Source organism: Pinisolibacter sp. DMC100, assembly GCF_056313705.1.
In genome coordinates, this window is sequence record NZ_JBQUZT010000003.1 from 210,076 (window position 1) to 227,193 (window position 17,118).

At 69.0% G+C, this 17,118-nt stretch carries 16 protein-coding genes; 6 read left to right on the plus strand and 10 right to left on the minus strand.

The window, feature by feature from the left end; all coding sequences use genetic code 11:
- Positions 1–41 precede the first annotated feature (41 nt).
- A complete protein-coding gene (locus tag ACT541_RS14145) occupies positions 42–569 on the plus strand; it encodes a putative pterin-binding protein (RefSeq protein ID WP_476137730.1) in 528 nt (175 codons plus the stop codon).
- A gap of 37 nt (positions 570–606) precedes the next feature.
- Positions 607–3,240: an ATP-binding protein gene (locus ACT541_RS14150; protein ID WP_476137731.1), complete on the plus strand. Its 2,634-nt coding sequence runs from the start codon at positions 607–609 to the stop codon at positions 3,238–3,240.
- A gap of 4 nt (positions 3,241–3,244) precedes the next feature.
- Here ACT541_RS14150 and ACT541_RS14155 read toward each other — a convergent pair whose 3' ends face one another.
- From ACT541_RS14155 to ACT541_RS14175, 5 genes are all read right to left on the minus strand, one after another.
- The gene (locus tag ACT541_RS14155; RefSeq protein ID WP_476137732.1) at positions 3,245–3,985 is read right to left on the minus strand and encodes an aspartate/glutamate racemase family protein; all 741 of its coding nucleotides are present in this window, start codon (positions 3,983–3,985) and stop codon (positions 3,245–3,247) included.
- A 7-nt stretch (positions 3,986–3,992) separates the two neighbouring features.
- The gene (locus ACT541_RS14160; protein WP_476137733.1) at positions 3,993–4,895 is read right to left on the minus strand and encodes an ABC transporter permease; all 903 of its coding nucleotides are present in this window, start codon (positions 4,893–4,895) and stop codon (positions 3,993–3,995) included.
- A gap of 1 nt (position 4,896) precedes the next feature.
- Positions 4,897–5,796, minus strand: a complete 900-nt coding sequence (locus tag ACT541_RS14165) for an ABC transporter permease (protein ID WP_476137734.1) — start codon at positions 5,794–5,796, stop codon at positions 4,897–4,899.
- A 76-nt stretch (positions 5,797–5,872) separates the two neighbouring features.
- The gene (locus ACT541_RS14170; RefSeq protein WP_476137735.1) at positions 5,873–7,165 is read right to left on the minus strand and encodes an ABC transporter substrate-binding protein; all 1,293 of its coding nucleotides are present in this window, start codon (positions 7,163–7,165) and stop codon (positions 5,873–5,875) included.
- A 59-nt stretch (positions 7,166–7,224) separates the two neighbouring features.
- Positions 7,225–8,202 carry an ABC transporter ATP-binding protein gene (locus tag ACT541_RS14175; RefSeq protein ID WP_476137736.1) on the minus strand — a complete coding sequence of 326 codons (978 nt, stop codon included), beginning with the start codon at positions 8,200–8,202 and terminating at the stop codon, positions 7,225–7,227.
- A 312-nt stretch (positions 8,203–8,514) separates the two neighbouring features.
- On the opposite strand from ACT541_RS14175, the gene ACT541_RS14180 reads away from it, so the two are divergent.
- Positions 8,515–9,222, plus strand: coding sequence for a GntR family transcriptional regulator (locus tag ACT541_RS14180; protein WP_476137737.1), 708 nt, complete (start codon positions 8,515–8,517; stop codon positions 9,220–9,222).
- 210 nt (positions 9,223–9,432) lie between these two features.
- On the opposite strand, the gene ACT541_RS14185 is transcribed toward ACT541_RS14180, so the two are convergent.
- Positions 9,433–10,086 (minus strand): glutathione S-transferase family protein, encoded by a 654-nt coding sequence (locus ACT541_RS14185; protein WP_476137738.1) that lies wholly within the window; start codon positions 10,084–10,086, stop codon positions 9,433–9,435.
- A 149-nt stretch (positions 10,087–10,235) separates the two neighbouring features.
- Between ACT541_RS14185 and ACT541_RS14190 the strand changes: the two genes are divergently transcribed.
- Positions 10,236–11,450, plus strand: a complete 1,215-nt coding sequence (locus ACT541_RS14190; RefSeq protein WP_476137739.1) for a polyhydroxyalkanoate depolymerase — start codon at positions 10,236–10,238, stop codon at positions 11,448–11,450.
- Positions 11,451–11,524: 74 nt separating this feature from the next.
- Here ACT541_RS14190 and ACT541_RS14195 read toward each other — a convergent pair whose 3' ends face one another.
- From ACT541_RS14195 to ACT541_RS14210, 4 genes are all read right to left on the minus strand, one after another.
- On the minus strand, positions 11,525–12,085 hold the full coding sequence (locus tag ACT541_RS14195; RefSeq protein WP_476137740.1) for a cytochrome b: 561 nt from the start codon (positions 12,083–12,085) through the stop codon (positions 11,525–11,527).
- A gap of 393 nt (positions 12,086–12,478) precedes the next feature.
- On the minus strand, positions 12,479–13,171 hold the full coding sequence (locus tag ACT541_RS14200; RefSeq protein WP_476137741.1) for an SDR family oxidoreductase: 693 nt from the start codon (positions 13,169–13,171) through the stop codon (positions 12,479–12,481).
- Positions 13,172–13,252: 81 nt separating this feature from the next.
- Positions 13,253–13,771: a GNAT family N-acetyltransferase gene (locus tag ACT541_RS14205; protein ID WP_476137742.1), complete on the minus strand. Its 519-nt coding sequence runs from the start codon at positions 13,769–13,771 to the stop codon at positions 13,253–13,255.
- A complete protein-coding gene (locus ACT541_RS14210; protein WP_476137743.1) occupies positions 13,768–14,790 on the minus strand; it encodes a polysaccharide deacetylase family protein in 1,023 nt (340 codons plus the stop codon). The genes ACT541_RS14205 and ACT541_RS14210 overlap by 4 nt, the downstream gene beginning before the upstream one ends.
- Positions 14,791–14,925: 135 nt before the next feature.
- On the opposite strand from ACT541_RS14210, the gene ACT541_RS14215 reads away from it, so the two are divergent.
- Both ACT541_RS14215 and ACT541_RS14220 read left to right on the plus strand, forming a co-directional pair.
- On the plus strand, positions 14,926–15,738 hold the full coding sequence (locus tag ACT541_RS14215) for an extensin-like domain-containing protein (RefSeq protein WP_476137744.1): 813 nt from the start codon (positions 14,926–14,928) through the stop codon (positions 15,736–15,738).
- A gap of 88 nt (positions 15,739–15,826) precedes the next feature.
- Positions 15,827–17,083 carry a type III PLP-dependent enzyme domain-containing protein gene (locus ACT541_RS14220; protein WP_476137745.1) on the plus strand — a complete coding sequence of 419 codons (1,257 nt, stop codon included), beginning with the start codon at positions 15,827–15,829 and terminating at the stop codon, positions 17,081–17,083.
- The last annotated feature ends 35 nt before the right edge of the window (positions 17,084–17,118 follow it).

The window sequence follows — 17,118 nt, forward strand, 5'->3', positions numbered from 1 at the left end:
CGCGATCTGACGACGGCCGATCGGCCGATCGGAGACACCACATGACGCCCAATCGTCGCTCGGCGGTTCTGACCTTCGCCACCTTTTCCGTCGCCGCCGTGGTTCTGGCGGTGCTGCCGTCGATGGCGGCGCCGCTCGCCCGCCCCGCCGGAGAGCCCGTTCTGACCGTCACCGGCAAGATCTCGCAGACCAATGTCGGCGAGGCCGCGGTCTTCGACATGGGCATGCTCGCGGCCCTGCCGTCGCGCGTCACCGAGACGGAGACGCCCTGGACCAAGGGCAAGACGCGCTTCGAAGGTCCGCTCGCCGCCGCGCTCCTCGACAAGGTCGGGGCGAGCGGGACGATGCTCCGGATCGTGGCGCTCAACGAATATGCCGTCGACGTTCCGATCGAGGATTTCCGCAAGTGGCCGGTGATCCTGGCCACCCGTCGCGACGGCCGGCCGATGCCGGTGCGCGACAAGGGACCGATCTTCGTCATCTACCCGTTCGACGCCGATCGGGGGCTGTGGAACGAGACCTATTTCGCGCGGTCCGCGTGGCAGGTGAAGTCGATCGAGGTTCGCTGAACCTCCGGTCGGCCGTCGGATCGAACGGGAGCCGGGAATGAACGGGCATCGGTTGTTTCGCGTCTACAACGTTGCGATCCGCCGCAACAAGGCGATCGTGGCGATGCTCTTCGCCGGCCTGATGCTGTTCGGCGCGGTGCTCGGGACGTTCCATGCCCTGTGGGTGCGCAACCAGTCGGTCGCCGCCTCCGTCCGCGAGGATGCGATGTGGGCGGCCTATCAGACCGATCGCGAGGTCGTGCGTCTCGGCGAGGCGCTGCACGTCGCGTCGCATCGGCCGATCGGTGCGCCGATCGACGACATTCTGCTGCGCTTCGACATCCTGTTCTCCCGTCACGCGGTGATGGAAGAGGCCGATCTCTCCGCCAAGTTCCGCGACGACCCGCGGCTGATCGGGCCGGTCCGCGCCGTGGGCGAGACGGTGCGGCACATGGTGCCGGTGTTCGATCGCATGGCGGCGGCCGGCCGCGCCTCGCAGGACGAGATCGCCGCCATGACCGAGGCGACGGCGGGGCTGCGCAAGACGACCGAGACGCTGCTGACCCAGACCCATCACGTGCTCGCCGATCTCAAGGCCCTCGGCCGTGCCGAGACCTCGCGCATCTATCAGATGCTCGCGGGCGCGATCGCGGCCATGACGTTGGCGCTCGGCACCGTGATCGTGCAGATCTGGCGCCAGTTGCGGCAGCTCGAGGGCGCGCGCTTCCGGCTGCAGCGCCTCTCCGAGGAACTGGCGCAGTCGGCCGCCGAGGCCGAGGCCGGCAACCGTGCCAAGACCGCCTTCCTCGCCACCATGAGCCACGAGATCCGCACCCCGCTCAACGGCATCGTCGGCCTGTCCGAGCTCTTGGCGGGCGGTCGTCTGGAGGCCGAACAGGCCGAACAGATCCGCATGATCCGCCAGTGCTCCGACGGTCTCGTCGGGTTGATCGACGACATCCTCGACTATTCCAAGTTCGAGAGCGGCAAGGTCGATCTCGAGAGCCGTCCGACCGATCTCGGCGAGATCGTCGAGAGCGTCGTCGACATGTTGTCGCCCAGGGCCGAGGCCAAGGGGTTGGCGATCGTCGCGGCCCATCCGATGGCGCGCCATCTCACCGATCCGACGCGTCTCCGGCAGGTGCTGGTCAATCTGGTCGGCAATGCCGTCAAGTTCACCGACCACGGTGCCGTGGCGATCCGGGTCTTCGAGATCGGCCGGCGCGACGGTTCGTGCACGCTGCGGTTCCTGATCGAGGATACCGGCATCGGCATTTCGGCCGAGAACCAGAAGCGGCTGTTCCAGGAATTCACCCAGGCCGACGCCTCGATCGGCCGGCGCTTCGGCGGCTCGGGACTGGGGCTCGCCATCTCCCGTCGGATCGTCCAGGCCATGGGTGGCGACATCCGGGTGGAGAGCCGCGAAGGGCGGGGCACGACGTTCCGCTTCGAGATCCCGGTCGAGCGGGTCGGCGACAGCGACGTCGATGCGCCGAGCGTTCCCTTCGCGCTCGGGGTCGCGGCCGACACGCCGATCGTCGAGCGGGCGATCGGGCGTCTCTTCGCGGTCGTCGCCGGTGGCGGTGCGGCCGTTCCCGAGGCCGGACGGCGGCGGATCACGATCGTCGACGTGGCGACCTGGGAGCGGATGCGCGGCGAGAGCGGTCGCGACCGGCGCGAGGAGGTCGTGGTCTTCGGCTTCGGCGCGCGCCGTTTCGCCGGCGAGGTCGCAGACGTCGTCGAGGGAGCCTTGACCACGCGTCGTTTCGCGACGGTGCTCGCCCATCGCGTCAACGGAACGACGGCGGCGACCGCCGCCGTGTCTCGGGCGACCGGGTTCGGCCCGGAGACCCGTCTCGCCGAAGGCGCCCTGCCGCGCGGGCGGGTGCTGGTGGTCGAGGACAACCGGGTGAACCAGACCGTCGCCGTCGGCATCCTGTCGCGGCTCGGCTTCGCGACGGAGGTGGTCGACAACGGCCGGCGGGCCGTGGAGCGGCTGGCGCAGGGCGGCATCGACATCGTCCTGATGGACATGCAGATGCCCGAGATGGACGGGCTCGAGGCGACGCGGGTGATCCGCGCCGGCGACGGGCCGGGCCGGGCGCTGCCGATCGTCGGCCTCACCGCCAATGCCTTCGCCGCCGACCGCGAGGCCTGCCTCGCCGCCGGCATGGACGACTTCGTCGCCAAACCGGTGACGCGGACGAAGCTCGCCGCCGTGCTCGCTCGCTTCCCGCTGCCGGTCTCCGACGCGCCCGCCCTGCCGGTGCCGTCCGAACCGATCGGTCGCCCGGTGCCGACGGTGCCGTCGACCGCAGCCGAACCGGCCGCCGTCGACGTGCTCGACGGGCTCCACCGCGACGGGCTCGCCGAGGCGATCGGCGTCGAGGGGCTCGCCGAGCTCGGGGCGATCTTCCGCGCCGATGCGACCAATCTGATCGACGAACTGGGCACCGCCCACGGCGACGACGACACCGAGACGGTGCGCCGGGTGCTCCACACGCTGGAGGGCGCGTCCGCCAATCTCGGCGCGGTCGGTATCGTCGCCGCGATCGCGTCGCTCAGGGCGGCCGGCATCGGGCGACCGGACGAACTCGGCCGACTGGCGGCCAGCGTGCTCACCGGTCAGCAGGCGATGGTCGCCGACGAGGAACGCCGCGCCACGCGCACTCTGCCGGCGCGGTGCGCCTGAGGCGTCAGGCGGCGCCGTGCAGCCGCAGGAGGGCGGGGCCTTCCCACGCCTTGGGCAGAGGTGCCGCCCACCCGCCGATCTTCGAGGTCGTGAGCCCCAACCTGACCAACCCTTCGGCCAGCGTGATCGCCGCGGCGACGCCGTCGATCACCGGCACGCCGTGGGTCTGCGACAGTTCGCGGGCGAGGTCGGTCATGCCGGCGCAGCCGAGCACGATCGCCTCGCAGCGGTCCTCGACGAGGGCGCGGGCGATCTCGTCGGAGATGCGGCGGCAGGCGTCCGACCCCGGCTCCTCCAGTTCCAGCACGGCGACGTCGGCGGCGCGCACCCGGGCGCAGCGCGTGGCGAGGCCGTAGCGAGCCAGATTGGCCTCGATCGTCGGCACCGAACGGGCGAGCGTCGTCACCACCGAGAACTTGTCGGCGACGAGGCTCGCGACGTGGAAGGCGGCCTCCGAGATGCCGATCACCGGCTTCGGCGACAGCGCGCGGGCGGCGTCGAGGCCGGTGTCGTCGAAACAGGCGACGACGTGGGCGTCCGCCCCGGCGGCGATCGCTTCTTCGACGCGGGCGAGCATGCCGGGCACCGCCATGGCGCCGTCGAAGGGGCCTTCGATCGAGGCGGGGCCGGTGCGGCTCTCGTCGGCGCGGATCTCGGTGCCGGGGCTCGCGACGGCGCGGGCGACGATCGCCGCCTTCTCGGTCATCGAGGCGGTCGTGTTGGGATTGACCAGATGGATCAGCATGGATGTCTCACACGAGGCCGGAGCCGGAATCGTCGCCGTGGCGGGTGCGGCGGGAGGCGATGGCACGGATGGTCGAGAGCGTCAGCGCGATCACCAGGAAGGAGACCGCGGACGTGACCGTGCCGAGCGCGTAGATGTCGGGCGTCGTCACCGTGGTGGTCAAGCCCTGCAGATCGAGCGGCAGCGTGTTGACCGAACCGATCGCCTGGCTCGAGCGCGCGATCTCGTCCCACGACAGGGTGAAGCCGAAGAGGCCGATGCCGACGACCGAGGGCAGGATGATCGGCAGCACCACGTGACGGAAGGTCTGCCACGGCGTCGCGCCGAGGTCGCGGGCGGCCTCCTCGTAGCGCGGGTCGAAGCGGTTGAAGACGGCGAACATGATCAGCAGGCCGAAGGGCAGCGTCCAGGTCAGATGGGCGCCCAGCCCCGAGGTGAAGAGGCCCATGGCGGTGGTGTAGTGGCGCTGGATGTCGGCCCAACCGTACTTGTCGGCGAGGTGCTTCACCAGATCGTCGAGGAGGCGGAACTCGAGACCGATGCCGAGCGAGGTGACGATCGACGGCACGATCAGGCTCGCCACCGCGACGTAGAAGAGGAAGGCGGAGCCCGGGAAGCGTCTGCGGAAGGCGAGGCCGGCGGAGACCGAGATCACCACGGTCAAGAGCATCACCACGAGGCCGAGCTTCATCGAGCGCCAGAAGGCGGCGGCGATGTCGACGATGCCGCCGCCCTCGAAGAGCTTGCGGAACCAGGTCAGCGACACGCCGTTCATCGGGAAGGTGAGGCCGCCGTCGGCGCCTTGGAACGACAGGACGAAGATCGCGATCATCGGCCCGTAGAGGAAGAGCACATAGGCCGTGAAGAAGGCCGCCAGGAGATAGAAGGCGCGCGGGCGGGCGTCGGTCATCTCACAGTTCCTTGCGCACGTCGACGATGCGGGACATGGCGGCGATGATCATCAGGGTGACGCCGAGCAGGATCACCGCGTTGGCGGCGGCGACCGGGAACTGCAGGGCGTTGAGATGGGTCTCGACCACCTTGCCGGCGGAGGCGATCTGCTGGCCGCCCATCACGCCGATGGTCACGAAGTCGCCCATGACGATGGTGACGACGAAGATCGAGCCGATGACGATGCCGGGCTTGCAGAGGGGAACGATGACGTTCCACAGCGTCTGCCAGCCGGTGGCGCCAGCGTCGCGGGCGGCCTCGAGCAGCGCCTTGTCGATGCGGACCATCGAATTGAAGATCGGCACCACCATGAAGAAGGTGAAGAGGTGGACCAGCGCCAGCACCACCGAGAACTCGGAATAGAGCAGCCATTCCACCGGCTTGTCGACGAAGCCCGCCCCCACCAGCGCCTTGTTGACGAGGCCGTTGCGTCCCAGGAGAGGGATCCAGGCGATCATGCGGATGACGTTCGAGGTCCAGAACGGGATCGTGCAGAGCAGCGACAGCGCGATCTGCCAAGTGGTCGAGCGGACGTGGAAGGCGAGGAAATAGGCGACGGTGAAGCCGATCAGCAGCGTCAGCGCCCAGACCAGGAAGCAGAACTTCAGCGTCTGGCCGTAGGTCTTCAGCATGGTGCAGGCTTCGGGGAGCTTCGTCAGGCAGCCCTCGAAACTCTCGGTATAGCCGCGGCCGGAGAAGGTCGGGATCATCTCCCAGTCGTTGTAGTCCCAGAAGGAGACCATGACGACGAGGGCGAGCGGGATCAGGAAGAAGGCGAGGAAGACCAGCGCCAAGGGCGCGGCCTGGGCCCAGGCCACCATGTGGCGGGTGATCGTCGCGGGGATGGTGACCAGCTTCATCGCGTCGCTCCTCGGCGGCGGCGGGAGGACCCGCCCGGATCGCTCCGGGCGGGCAGGCGTCAGGGACGGCGCAGCGTCACGAGGCGATGAACTCGTTCCACTTGCGGACCATGTAGTCGTTCTCGTCCATCACGGCGTTCCAGCAGGCGACGTTGCCCATGCGGTCGTCGTAGGAGCCGCCGTCGCGCAGGCTGCCCGCCTTCTCGAGCAGCTGGCCCGACGGCGAGAGGATGTCCTTCTCGGCCGCCTTGCCTTCCATCCAGTAGGCCCACTCGTAGGGCTCCATGTTGGCCTTTGCGGTCGAGAGAACGGCCGAGTAGTAGCCCTGGCGGTTGAGATAGGCGCCGGCCCAGCCCGACAGGAACCAGTTGACGAACTCGTAGGCCCAGTCGAGCTTCGGACCGGAGACGGCCTTCGACACGCAGAAGCCCGAGGCCCACGAACGATAGCCTTCCTTCAGCGGCTGGAAGACGCAGGGGATGCCCATCGAGCGGACCTTGGTGACGGCCGGCGACCACATCGACTGGATGACGGTCTCGCCCGAGGCCATCAGGTTGACGGACTCGTTGAAGTCCTTCCAGAAGGCGCGGAACTGACCGGCCTTCTTGGCCTCGGTCAGGATCTTCATGGTGAGATCGATCTCGGCCTTGGTCATGTTGCCCTTGTCGGCATACTTGTACTGGCCGGTCGCTTCCACCACCATCGCGGCGTCCATGATGCCGATGGAGGGAATGTTCAGGATCGAGGCCTTGCCCTTGAACTCGGGGTTCAGCAGTTCGGCCCAGGACGAGATCGGGCGCTTGATCAGGTCGGGGCGGATGCCGAGCGTGTCGGCGTTGTAGACCGTCGGGATCAGCGTCACGAACTCGGTCTGCTCCTTGGCGAAGGTCTTGGAGGTCTCACCCTCGAGGTAGAGCACCTTCCAGGGCGCGGTGCCCTGGCCGCCGATCTTCTTGCCGTTGGGCAGCTGACCCTTGGTGAAGACCGGGGTGATGTTGTCGAACTCCTTGATCTTCTTCGCATTCAGCGGAAGGATGTTGCCCGACGGGATGAGCTTCTTGAGGCTGAAGTACTCGGTGTCGAGGACGTCGAAGGAGTTCGGCTGGGTGATGACGCGCTTGGTGACGTCGTCGGTCGTGGCGGTGACGTATTCGAGCTTGATGCCGGTGTCGGCGAAGCACTTCTTGGCGATGTCGTCGCCTTCGTTGACGGCGGTGCCGAGGTAGCGCAGCACCTTCGGCTCCGCGGACTTCACATAGGGAAAGCCGGTGATCGCACCGGAACCGGCGGCGAAGCCGGCGACGCCGGCGGCGCCCTTCAGGAACGAGCGGCGATCGAGGCCGGTGGTCTTGGAAGTCACGTCGGACATCTGGCAGTCTCCCGAGGTGAGGCGTCGCCGACGGCGAGGCCGAAGAAGTGGGTCGGATTTCACGCGAGCGGGTGGGCGTTCGCCTCGTCCCATTCGATCGAGACGACGGCGCCCGGTTCGAGCGGGGCGCGGTCGAATTCGGCTTCCTGGATCAGGGCGAGGTGTTCGGCGCCGTCGGCGGTGGTGACGGCGACGTGGACGTGGGTACCCTGATATTCGGTGGTGCGAACGAAGGCGGGGCGCGGTCCGTCACCGGGGATCAGACGGGTCTGGTCCGAGCGCACGGCGAACTTCGCCTCGCCGATGGTCACGACGTTGTGGCCGCCCATGAAGCGGGCGACGAACTCGGTGCGCGGGGCGTTGAAGATCTCGCGCGGCGTGCCCTGCTGCTCGATGCGGCCGCCGTTCATCAGCACCACGAGGTCGGCGAGCGCCATCGCCTCTTCCTGGCCGTGGGTGACGTGGATGAAGGTGATGCCGAGTTCGCGCTGGAGGCGCTTCAGCTCGGTGCGCATCTTGACGCGGAGGAACGGGTCGAGGGCGGAGAGCGGCTCGTCGAGCAGCAGGATCTGCGGCTCGGTGACGAGGGCGCGGGCGAGCGCGACGCGCTGCTGCTGGCCGCCGGAGAGCTGCGAGGGCAGGCGGTCGGCGTAAGGGCTCATCGCCACGAGGTCGAGCAGCTCGCGGGCGCGGCCGTGGCGGGTCGGCTTGTCGACGCCGCGCATCTTGAGGGCGAAGGCGACGTTGTCGAGGACGCTCAGGTGGGGAAAGAGCGCGTAGGACTGGAACATCATCGCCGTGCCGCGTTTGGCCGGCTCGAGGTCGGTGACGTTCGAATGGCCGAGCACGACGTCGCCGTCGGAGACGGTCTCGTGGCCGGCGATCATGCGCAGCGTCGTCGTCTTGCCGCAGCCCGAGGGGCCCAGCAGGCAGCAGTAGGTGCCGGCGGGGATCTTCAGGTCGATGCCGTCGACCGCGGTCACGGGGCCCCAGCGGCGGGTGACGGCGGCGAGTTCGAGGGCGGCGGGCTGGGCCATGCTTGCTCCGTCTGCGTGAGGCGCGGGACCGGTCGGGTCGCCGGAGATTTCGCAAGCGGCGTGCCAAGGCGGGGGCAGGGACGGTCGGCCTTGAACGGTCAGGGTTTTCCCCGATTTCGCCGGTGCTCGCCGGCGCGGCGGTCAGAGCCTCGCATGCCTGAAAAAGAGGCATATGCACACGAAGTGCGACAACATTGTATACAATAATTGCCGGTTGTCGCAGCGTCGCGCGGATTATATTGGATGCGCAGGGCGCGATCGCGCCGGATTCCCGGACGGGCCGCGACGCCCGCCGGATCGGGGAGTGACACGATGACGATCACCGCGACGGACGGCGACAGCCGGGGGGCACGGGCCTCGCGCGCGGAGGTCATTCATCGCGACATCGTCCGCGCCATCCTCGAGCAGCGCCTCGGCCCCGGCACCAAGCTCGGCGAGGACGAGGTCGGCGCCATCTACGGCGTCAGCCGCACCATCGTGCGCGCGGCGCTGCAGTCGCTCGCCCACGAGGGCATCGTCGTCATCGAGAAGAACCGCGGCGCCTTCGTCGCCCATCCGACGGTGAAGGACGCGGCCGAGGTCTTCTCCGCCCGCCGGCTGATCGAGCCGGTGATCACCGAGCTCGCGGCGGCGAACTGCGACGCCGCCGGCGCGAAGCTGCTGGCCGAGCATTTCGCCCGCGAGAAGCAAGCCGAGCGCGAGGGCGACGACCGTGCCGCCATTCGGCTGTCGGGCGAGTTCCATCTGGTGATCGCCCGTATCGCGGGCCAGGGTGTCTACGAGAACTTCCTGCGCGAGCTGGTCGCGCGCTCCTCGCTGATCATCCTGCTCTACCGCCGATCGCGGTCGCAGTGCTGCAAGGTCGACCACCACGCCGCGCTGGTCGAGGCGATCACGTCGGGCCGCGCCGAAGAGGCGGTACGGCAGATGACGGTGCATCTCGACGAGATCGAGCAGGATCTCGAACTGGTCGAGACGGCGATGCCGGCGAAGCCGCTGTCGGAACTGCTGGCGGGGTGAGGTTTCGTTTCCGCCGGAACGAAGACGACTCTTTTCCCTCTGTTCGGCTTCATGTTGAGGTGCCCGGCCGACGGCCGGGCCTCGAAACACGAAGCCACGACGGGTCGTGCCACTCGGCCCTTCGCCCTTCGAGGCCCGGCGCTGCCGGGCACCTCAGGATGAAGGGCCTCCGCGACGGGTGCGAACAGATGCGGCGCGCGCCGTCCCGTCTCAGAACTCGACGTCGAGTTCGTCGAGGTCTTCCGGCTCCTCGAGCGCGGCGGCGATCCATTCCTTCATCGGCGCCCAGTCCATGATGGTGGCGCGGTAGGCTTCCGAGATCGGGTCGAGCTTGACGTCGTAGGTGGTGAAACGCGTCGCCACCGGGGCGAACATCGCGTCGGCGAGCGTCGGGGCGGCGCCGAAGAGGAAGGGGCCGCCGGAACGGGCGACCGCCTCGCTCCAGATCTTCTCGATCCTGGCGATGTCGCCGAGCGCGCCGGCCCAGACCTTGAAGCCGGGATAGTGCGCCTTGAGGTTCATCGGCAGGGCCGAGCGCAGATTGGCGAAGCCGGAATGCATCTCGCCGGAGATCGAGCGACAGCGGGCGCGCGCCGTCTTCTCCTTGGGGATCAGGCCGCAGTCGGGGCGCAGTTCGTCGAGGTATTCGGCGATCGCCAGCGTGTCCCAGATCTCCAGCCCGTCGTGGGCGAGACAGGGGACCAGGAAGGACGGCGACAGCAGCAACAGTTCGGCGCGGGTCGAGGGATCGTCGAGCGAGGCGAGCCTCTCCTCGAAGGCGATGCCGCTCAGCTTGGCGATCAGCCAGCCGCGCAGCGACCATGAGGAATAGTTCCGGCTCGAGATGGTCAGCGTGGCGGCCATTTCGTCTCTCCTCCCGGCGCGCGATCGGTGCCTCGTTGCCTCGATCGGCACTCCGCTTCGCGTCCGCGGAGAGAATTATCTCGCACCTGCCGAAAATTTGCACTAGCCTTTTCGAAAGGCAGACCTCGCGACCGGACCCCGACCAGCGCATGCTCTATCTCGCCTATCAGAGCCGCGACGACCTCCTCGACCCGCTCCGCACGGTGGCGACGACGCTGCGTTCGGGGCTGGTGCCGTGGCTTTCCGGCATGCCGCAGAACGGGTTGTCCTCGCTCGCCGCCGCCTACGAGATGATCGCGCGGGCGAAGCTCTCCCATTCCCGTCCCGCCTGGGGCATCGACACGGTGACGGTCGGCAACGAGCGGGTTGCGGTCGAGGAGAAGGCGCGTTTCGTCTCGCCCTTCGGCACGCTGCTGCATTTCCGCAAGGACGTGGCGACGCCGCAGCCGCGGGTGCTCGTCGTGGCGCCGCTCTCCGGCCATTTCGCCACGCTGCTGCGCAACACCGTCAAGACGCTGCTCGCCGATCACGACGTCTACGTCACCGACTGGCACAATGCCCGCGACGTGCCGCTGGAGCAGGGCGGCTTCGGCTTCGAGGACTACGTCGAGGACATCATGACGTTCCTGCGCGTGCTCGGCCCCGGCACCCACGTGGTGGCGGTGTGCCAGCCCTGCGTCCAGGTGCTGTGCGCCACGGCCCTCATGGCCGAGGAGGACGACCCGTCGACGCCGCGGTCGATCACGCTGATGGCGGGGCCCGTCGACACCCGGATCAACCCGACCGAGGTCAACGAACTCGCCACGTCGAAGCCCTTCGACTGGTTCGAGAAGAACCTGATCGCCACCGTGCCGAGCCGCTTTCCCGGCGGCGGACGGCGGGTCTATCCGGGCTTCCTCCAGCTCTCGGCCTTCATGGCGATGAACATGGAGCGCCACGTCAAGGCGCATCTCGAGCTCTACTGGAACCTCGTCAAGGGCGAGTCCGAGAAGGCGGAGACGACCAAGACCTTCTACGACGAATATTTCGCCGTGCTCGATCTCGACGCGCAGTTCTATCTCGAGACGATCTCCTGGGTGTTCCAGGAGGCGCGGCTGCCACAGGGGCTGATGACGCATCGCGGCCGCAGGGTCGATCCCGCCGCCATCCGCCGTACGGCGTTGCTGACGGTCGAGGGCGAGCGCGACGACATCTGCTCGCTCGGCCAGACCGCAGCGGCGCACGATCTCGCCTCGTCGCTGAAGCCCTACCGCAAGCGCCACCACATGCAGACCGGCGTCGGCCACTACGGCGTCTTCTCCGGTCGCCGCTGGGAGAACCAGATCTACCCGATCGTGCGCAACGTCATCCTGTCGTCGGACTGAGCGGCGGACGGCGTCACGACGAGAAAAAGGCCGCCCTCGGGGCGGCCTTCGTCTTTTCGGCGCGAACCGTCGTGTCAGTCCCTGGCGAAGGGGCGCATCTTCATCAGCGTGCGGTCCTTGAGGACGACGTGATGCAGGATGCCGACGATCGCGTGGGCGAGGGCGATCGCCAGCAGGGCGTGGCCGAAGAACTCGTGCATCTCGCCGACGGTCCCGGCGAAGGGCTGCTTCGTCGTCCAGGGCGAGGCGATCTCGAAGAGGCCGAAGAAGGGCACCGAGCGGCCGTTGGCGAAGCTCGTCACGGTGCCGCCGATCGGCACCAGGATCATCAGCAGATAGAGGATGCCGTGGCCGGCCTTGGCGGCGAGGCCGGCGAGCGGCTCCCACGGGGTCTTCTCGGTCTCCGGCGCGGCGTGGGTCAGGCGCCACAGGATGCGCACGAGGACGAGCGCGAAGACCAGCACGCCGATCGACTTGTGCGCCATCATCAACTTCGTGGCGATCTCGCGCGGCTGATCCTCGCGCAGCACGGCGAGGACCCAGGCGGCCGGGATGAGCAGCGCCATGGTCCAGTGAATGGCCTTGAGGCCGCCATCCCAGTTGCGGGGCGCGGCGGAGGCGGGAAGCGCGGACATGGAAATTCTCCGATGAAAAGAACGGGGAGGAACCCGCGAAGGTCTGCCACGTCCGCGGGATGCCGTCAGCTTAAACTCCGTTCATGAAACGAATGCGGCCCGCGTCGAGGGCGCGGGCCGCAGGAATTCGGTGTCGGCGGTCGTCTCAGATCAGGCCTACGCAGAGGCCGGAGACGAACAGGAACGCTGCCGCGAACATGATCAAGTCGAAGGGACGGGTCCGGTTCATGGGCTCCTCCTGACGATTCCGATCGGGGATATCGCTCCATCAACCGTTCTGCGACGGCTTTGTTCCAATCTACCCCCTGCACCGACCACGCGGAAGGCGAATTCGTTGCTGCGATGCGGTGGCGGAGGGAAGGATTTTCCACGCGATCGCGAAATCGGGCGCCGTCACCAGGGCAGGACGCCGCCGTCCCAGACGTGGAAGACCGGTGCGCGCGACAGGCTCATGCGATCGACGATGCGGGTGATGCCGGTGGCGCTCATCTCGGCCGAGATGTCGGCATCCGAGCCGCCCATGTCGGTCTTGACCCAGCCGGGGTGGCAGACGGCGACGACGATGCCGTCGCCGGCGAGGTCGGTGGCGAGGCACTGCATCACCTTGTTCACCGCGGCCTTGGACGAGCGATAGGCGACCGAATCCGACTTCTGCTGTGACATCGAGCCCATGCCGGAGGAGATGGTCAGCACCTTGGCGTGTTCGACGAGGCGCAGGTTGGGCAACAGCGCCTGGGTCACGGCGAGCGGCGCCATCGTGTTGACCCGCAGCGTGTCGAGCCAGCCGTCGAAGTCCATGTCGAGGGTCGACTGGCGGGCGGGGCCGAGCACGCCGGCATTGTTGATCAGCACGTCGATCGGCCGACCGGCGAGCCTTGCGGCGAGGGCTGCGATCGAGGCGGGATCGGTCACCTCGAGGCGATGGACCTCGATGCGGCCGGGATGGCTCTCGATCACCGCGGCGAGTTCGTGCAGGCGCTCGGGGTCGCGCACGGTGGCGATGACGTCGTCGCCACGCTCGGCATAGGCCGTCACGAGGGCGAGGCCGATGCCGCGCGCCGCGCCGGTGATCAGGACCGTGGCCATGGGCACATCCTCCGTTCGGGGTGTCGGCCCGAGAATGCGTCGAATTTCACCGGCGCGAAAGAGCCGGGTGCGCCGGGCCGGTCAACGGGCCGTCGTGGTCGGGCGGGCGAGCGTCCGGCGCATGAAGATCTCGCTCTGGCCGTCGGCCACGAGGTCGGCGAGCGGCGCCACCTCGACGAAGCCGAGCGCGGCGTAGGCGGCACGCGCGCGCACGTTCCATTCGGTGACACAGAGCCAGAGCTCGCGTTCGCCGTCCTTCGCCGCCTCCGCCGCCATCCAGTCGATCACGGCGCGGGCGATGCCGAGGCCCTGCGCCTGCGGGAACACCGCGATGGTCTCGAGATAGGGGCCGCGCATGAAGGGATGGCGGATCGAGAGATAGCCGACGGCTGCTCCCTCGCGTTCCAGCACGAAGCGATGGCCGCCCGGCGTCGTCTTCGCCATCCGCGCCGCCCAGGCCTCGGGCGCGACGCCGATGCGTTTCCACGGGTCGAGTGCCGCGACGCGAACGGCGAGTGCCGGGATCGCCTCTTGCGTGAGCGGCACGAGGTCGACGGCACCGAGGGCATGGCGGCGGGGGGCGAAGGGCGTTTCGGTCACGGCGTCGCCCCGCGGATCGGGGCCGGGTTCACGGGCGCGGGCGTCGTCGCCGAGGCGGCGGCGGACGGTGTCGCGGCGGGCTTGGCCGGCGGGTGGAAGGGCAGGTGGTCGTAGCGGTCGGTGTCGCCGGGGCGGTTGTCGTAGCAGGTCGGGGTGACGACCGGCCGGCCCGAGGCGAGCAACTCGCCGACGGTGGCGAAGCGCAGGCCCTTGGCCTCGAGCGCGTCGATCAGCTTCGGCAGCGCCTCGGCGGTGTGAAAGCCGCGGCCGTTGGCATGCGCCAGCACGATCGAGCCGGGGCGGACGGTCGGCAGCGTGTTGGCGAGGATCGCTGCGGCACCCGTGCCGGGCGAGGGGTCGCCGGTCGAGACGTCCCACTGGATCGCCGCCATGCCGGCGCCGTTGACGGCGGACATCGCCCGGTCGTTGCAGGCGCCGAAGGGGTAGCGCATGAGCTTCGAGCGCGGCAGGCCGGCGACCTCGGCGAAGGTCGCCTCCGGCGCCAGCACCTCGCGGGCGAGGCGCTCGTCGTCGACGGTGCGCAGGTTGGCGTGGGTCCAGGTGTGGTTGGCGATCTCGAACAGCGGATCGCGGGCGAGTTCGCGGAAGCGCTCGGGGTGGGTCGCCGCCCAGTGGCCGCCGACGAAGAGCGTGGCGCGGACGCCGCGGCGGCGCAGCGTGTCGACGATGGCGCCGTCGTAGCCGGCGACCTCGTTCGCCGTCTCGCAGAGGTCGAAGGTCAGCGCCACGCGGCGGTCGCCGGCAGGCAGCTCGACGCGGCGGATCGACCCGGCGAGCGCGGGCGGCAGCGGCGTCGCGGCGGAGAGATGCGTCGTGTCGGGCACCGCGACCTGGGCCTCGGGCACGCGTTTGCGGATCGCCTTCTCGGCCGGGTTCCAGGGCTTGGGCGCGGCTGCGGTCACTGCGGCGGCAGGGGCGGGCGGGGGCGTCTCCTCGGCCACGGCGGCGAGGCCGGAGACGAGGAGGGCGGCGAGGGCGAGGGACGGACGGGCGATCACGGACGGGCTCACGGAGCAGGAGGTACGGCGACGGCCGCGCGACGGGAAGGGGCGATTCGGGACGCAGGGAAACCGCCGCGACATTAACGAAACCTTTCCGGATCGGCGCGTATTGTCGCGATCATGAAGCGTATCTTGTATCCTGCGTTCGTCTTCGTGCTCGCCGCCGGCGTCGGCGGCTGTTCGCTGTTCGGCTCCTGGGGTGGGCCGCGGCGTGCCGCTTGGCGCAGCCAGGCGGAGAGCCAATGTCTCTCGTCCGGCGCGGTCGTGCCGTCCGAAACCGTGCGCCCGATGGACGAGATCGACGGGCCCGGCGCCTGTGGCGCCGATCGTCCCTTCAAGGTCTCCACCATCGGCAAGGGTCCGAACAAGGTGGGCCTCAACGAAGCGACGGCGATGAACTGTCCGATGGTGGCCGCCGCCGACAACTGGTTCGAGCGCGTGGTCCAACCCGCGGCGGAAGCCTTCTTCGGCCAGCCGGTGGTCGGCGTCGAGCACATGGGCACCTATTCCTGCCGTCGCATCGCCGGCAGCCGCTACATGTCCGAGCACGCCTACATGAACGCGCTCGACGTCTCCGGCTTCAAGCTGGCGGACGGGCGCACCGTGCGGGTGAAGAGCGGCTGGCGTTCGGCCGACGCGTCGGAGGCGAACTTCCTGCGTCAGGTCGGTGGTTCGTCCTGCGACGACTTCACCACCGTCCTCGGCCCGTCCTCGGGCGCGGCGCATCAGGACCACCTCCACCTCGATCTCGCTCGCCATTCGCAGGGCCGGCACGTCTGCCGCGGCGGTGACGAGCCGGTGCCGGAGGGCGGCCGCCTGCTGTCGTTCTTCAAGGACGACTCGATCTTCCCCGAGGACAAGATCCGCACCGGATCGGTCCCCGGCGGCATCGGCGACGGCGAGGACGAGCCGATGGGCGATCCCGAATATCCGCAGGGCGACTGAGAGACCGTCTTCCCGTCGTCGTTCGATCGCGGCAGGATCGCCTTCCGCGGCGCACGGCCGCGCGACGAGACCATCCGAGGAGACGAGCATGAGGCGGTTCACCACCGGGCGCGAGGCGGCGCTGGCGCTGAGGCCCGACGAGCCGGTCTACTGCTTCCGGCCGCGCGTGCTGACGCGGGACGTGAAGACCTTCCTCGAGGCCTTTCCCGGCAAGACCGCCTATGCGGTGAAGACGAACGGCGAGCCCTTCGTGGTCGAGACCGTGGCGCAGGCCGGCGTCTCGTCCTTCGACGTCGCCTCCCGTCACGAGTTCGAGACGGTGAAGGCGGTCGCGCCGCGGGCCGAGCAGCTCTACATGCATCCGGTCAAGGCGGTGTCGGACATCCGCCGCGCCTTCGAGAGTTTCGGCATCCGCACCACGGTGGTCGACCATCCCGACGAGTTCGAGAAGATCCGTCTCGTCGTCCAGGCGCTCGATCTCGATCCCGCCTCGATCGGCCTCTTCGTCCGGCTCGCCACCAAGGGGCACGCCGCCTACGAGCTCTCCAAGAAGTTCGGCGCGGCGCCGGGCGAGGCGGTGGAACTGCTGCAACGGGTCGACCGCGCCGGTTTCCGCGCCGGGATCTGTTTCCACGTCGGCTCGCAGGTCGAGGACATCGCCACCTACGACGCCGCCCTCGGCCTCGCCGCTCAGGTGCGGCGGCAGGCCGGCGTGACGCTGCACGGGCTCGACATCGGCGGCGGCTTCCCGGCTCCCTACGGCCGCGATCCGCGCGGGCCCGACAAGTCGGTGCCGGACCCGGCGGCGCTGGTCGCCGACATCGGCCGCGACGTCGCCCGCCACGGCTTCGACGACGTCGAGCTGGTGGCGGAACCCGGCCGCGTCATGGTCGCGCGGTCGTTGTCGGTGATCGTCCGGGTGCTCCTGCGCGACGGCAAGCGCATCCACATCAACGACGGCATCTGGGGCTCGCTCTCCGACAGCTGGACCGGCAAGATCACGCTGCCCGCGCGTCTCATCCCCGACCCGGCGCGCCGTCGCCGCTCGGGCGATCCGAAGCGGCTCGACGACTTCCGCATCTGCGGCGTCACCTGCGATTCCGTCGACATCCTGTCGCGCCCGTTCTGGCTGCCCTCGACCGTCGACACCGGCGACTTCATCGAGATCGGCCACATCGGCGCCTATTCGCTGTCGCTCAGGACGCGGTTCAACGGCTTCTATCCCGACACGTTCGTCGAGGTGGAGCACGCCTTCGAGGACGATCCCGACGGGCTCGAGGGCTTCGCCACGGTCGAGACCTGGGGCGAACAGCCGCGCGAGGTGGTGGCCGGCGAGGGGGCCTGAGGCCCACACGAGGCCGAATTCTCCCGATACGAGAA

Bases quoted from the DNA above. Each gene is read 5' to 3' on its own strand.
- ACT541_RS14145 (WP_476137730.1), top strand. From the start codon at position 42: ATGACGCCCAATCGTCGCTCGGCGGTTCTGACCTTCGCCACCTTTTCC.
- ACT541_RS14150 (WP_476137731.1), top strand. From the start codon at position 607: ATGAACGGGCATCGGTTGTTTCGCGTCTACAACGTTGCGATCCGCCGC.
- ACT541_RS14155 (WP_476137732.1), bottom strand. From the start codon at position 3,985: ATGCTGATCCATCTGGTCAATCCCAACACGACCGCCTCGATGACCGAG.
- ACT541_RS14160 (WP_476137733.1), bottom strand. From the start codon at position 4,895: ATGACCGACGCCCGCCCGCGCGCCTTCTATCTCCTGGCGGCCTTCTTC.
- ACT541_RS14165 (WP_476137734.1), bottom strand. From the start codon at position 5,796: ATGAAGCTGGTCACCATCCCCGCGACGATCACCCGCCACATGGTGGCC.
- ACT541_RS14170 (WP_476137735.1), bottom strand. From the start codon at position 7,165: ATGTCCGACGTGACTTCCAAGACCACCGGCCTCGATCGCCGCTCGTTC.
- ACT541_RS14175 (WP_476137736.1), bottom strand. From the start codon at position 8,202: ATGGCCCAGCCCGCCGCCCTCGAACTCGCCGCCGTCACCCGCCGCTGG.
- ACT541_RS14180 (WP_476137737.1), top strand. From the start codon at position 8,515: ATGACGATCACCGCGACGGACGGCGACAGCCGGGGGGCACGGGCCTCG.
- ACT541_RS14185 (WP_476137738.1), bottom strand. From the start codon at position 10,086: ATGGCCGCCACGCTGACCATCTCGAGCCGGAACTATTCCTCATGGTCG.
- ACT541_RS14190 (WP_476137739.1), top strand. From the start codon at position 10,236: ATGCTCTATCTCGCCTATCAGAGCCGCGACGACCTCCTCGACCCGCTC.
- ACT541_RS14195 (WP_476137740.1), bottom strand. From the start codon at position 12,085: ATGTCCGCGCTTCCCGCCTCCGCCGCGCCCCGCAACTGGGATGGCGGC.
- ACT541_RS14200 (WP_476137741.1), bottom strand. From the start codon at position 13,171: ATGGCCACGGTCCTGATCACCGGCGCGGCGCGCGGCATCGGCCTCGCC.
- ACT541_RS14220 (WP_476137745.1), top strand. From the start codon at position 15,827: ATGAGGCGGTTCACCACCGGGCGCGAGGCGGCGCTGGCGCTGAGGCCC.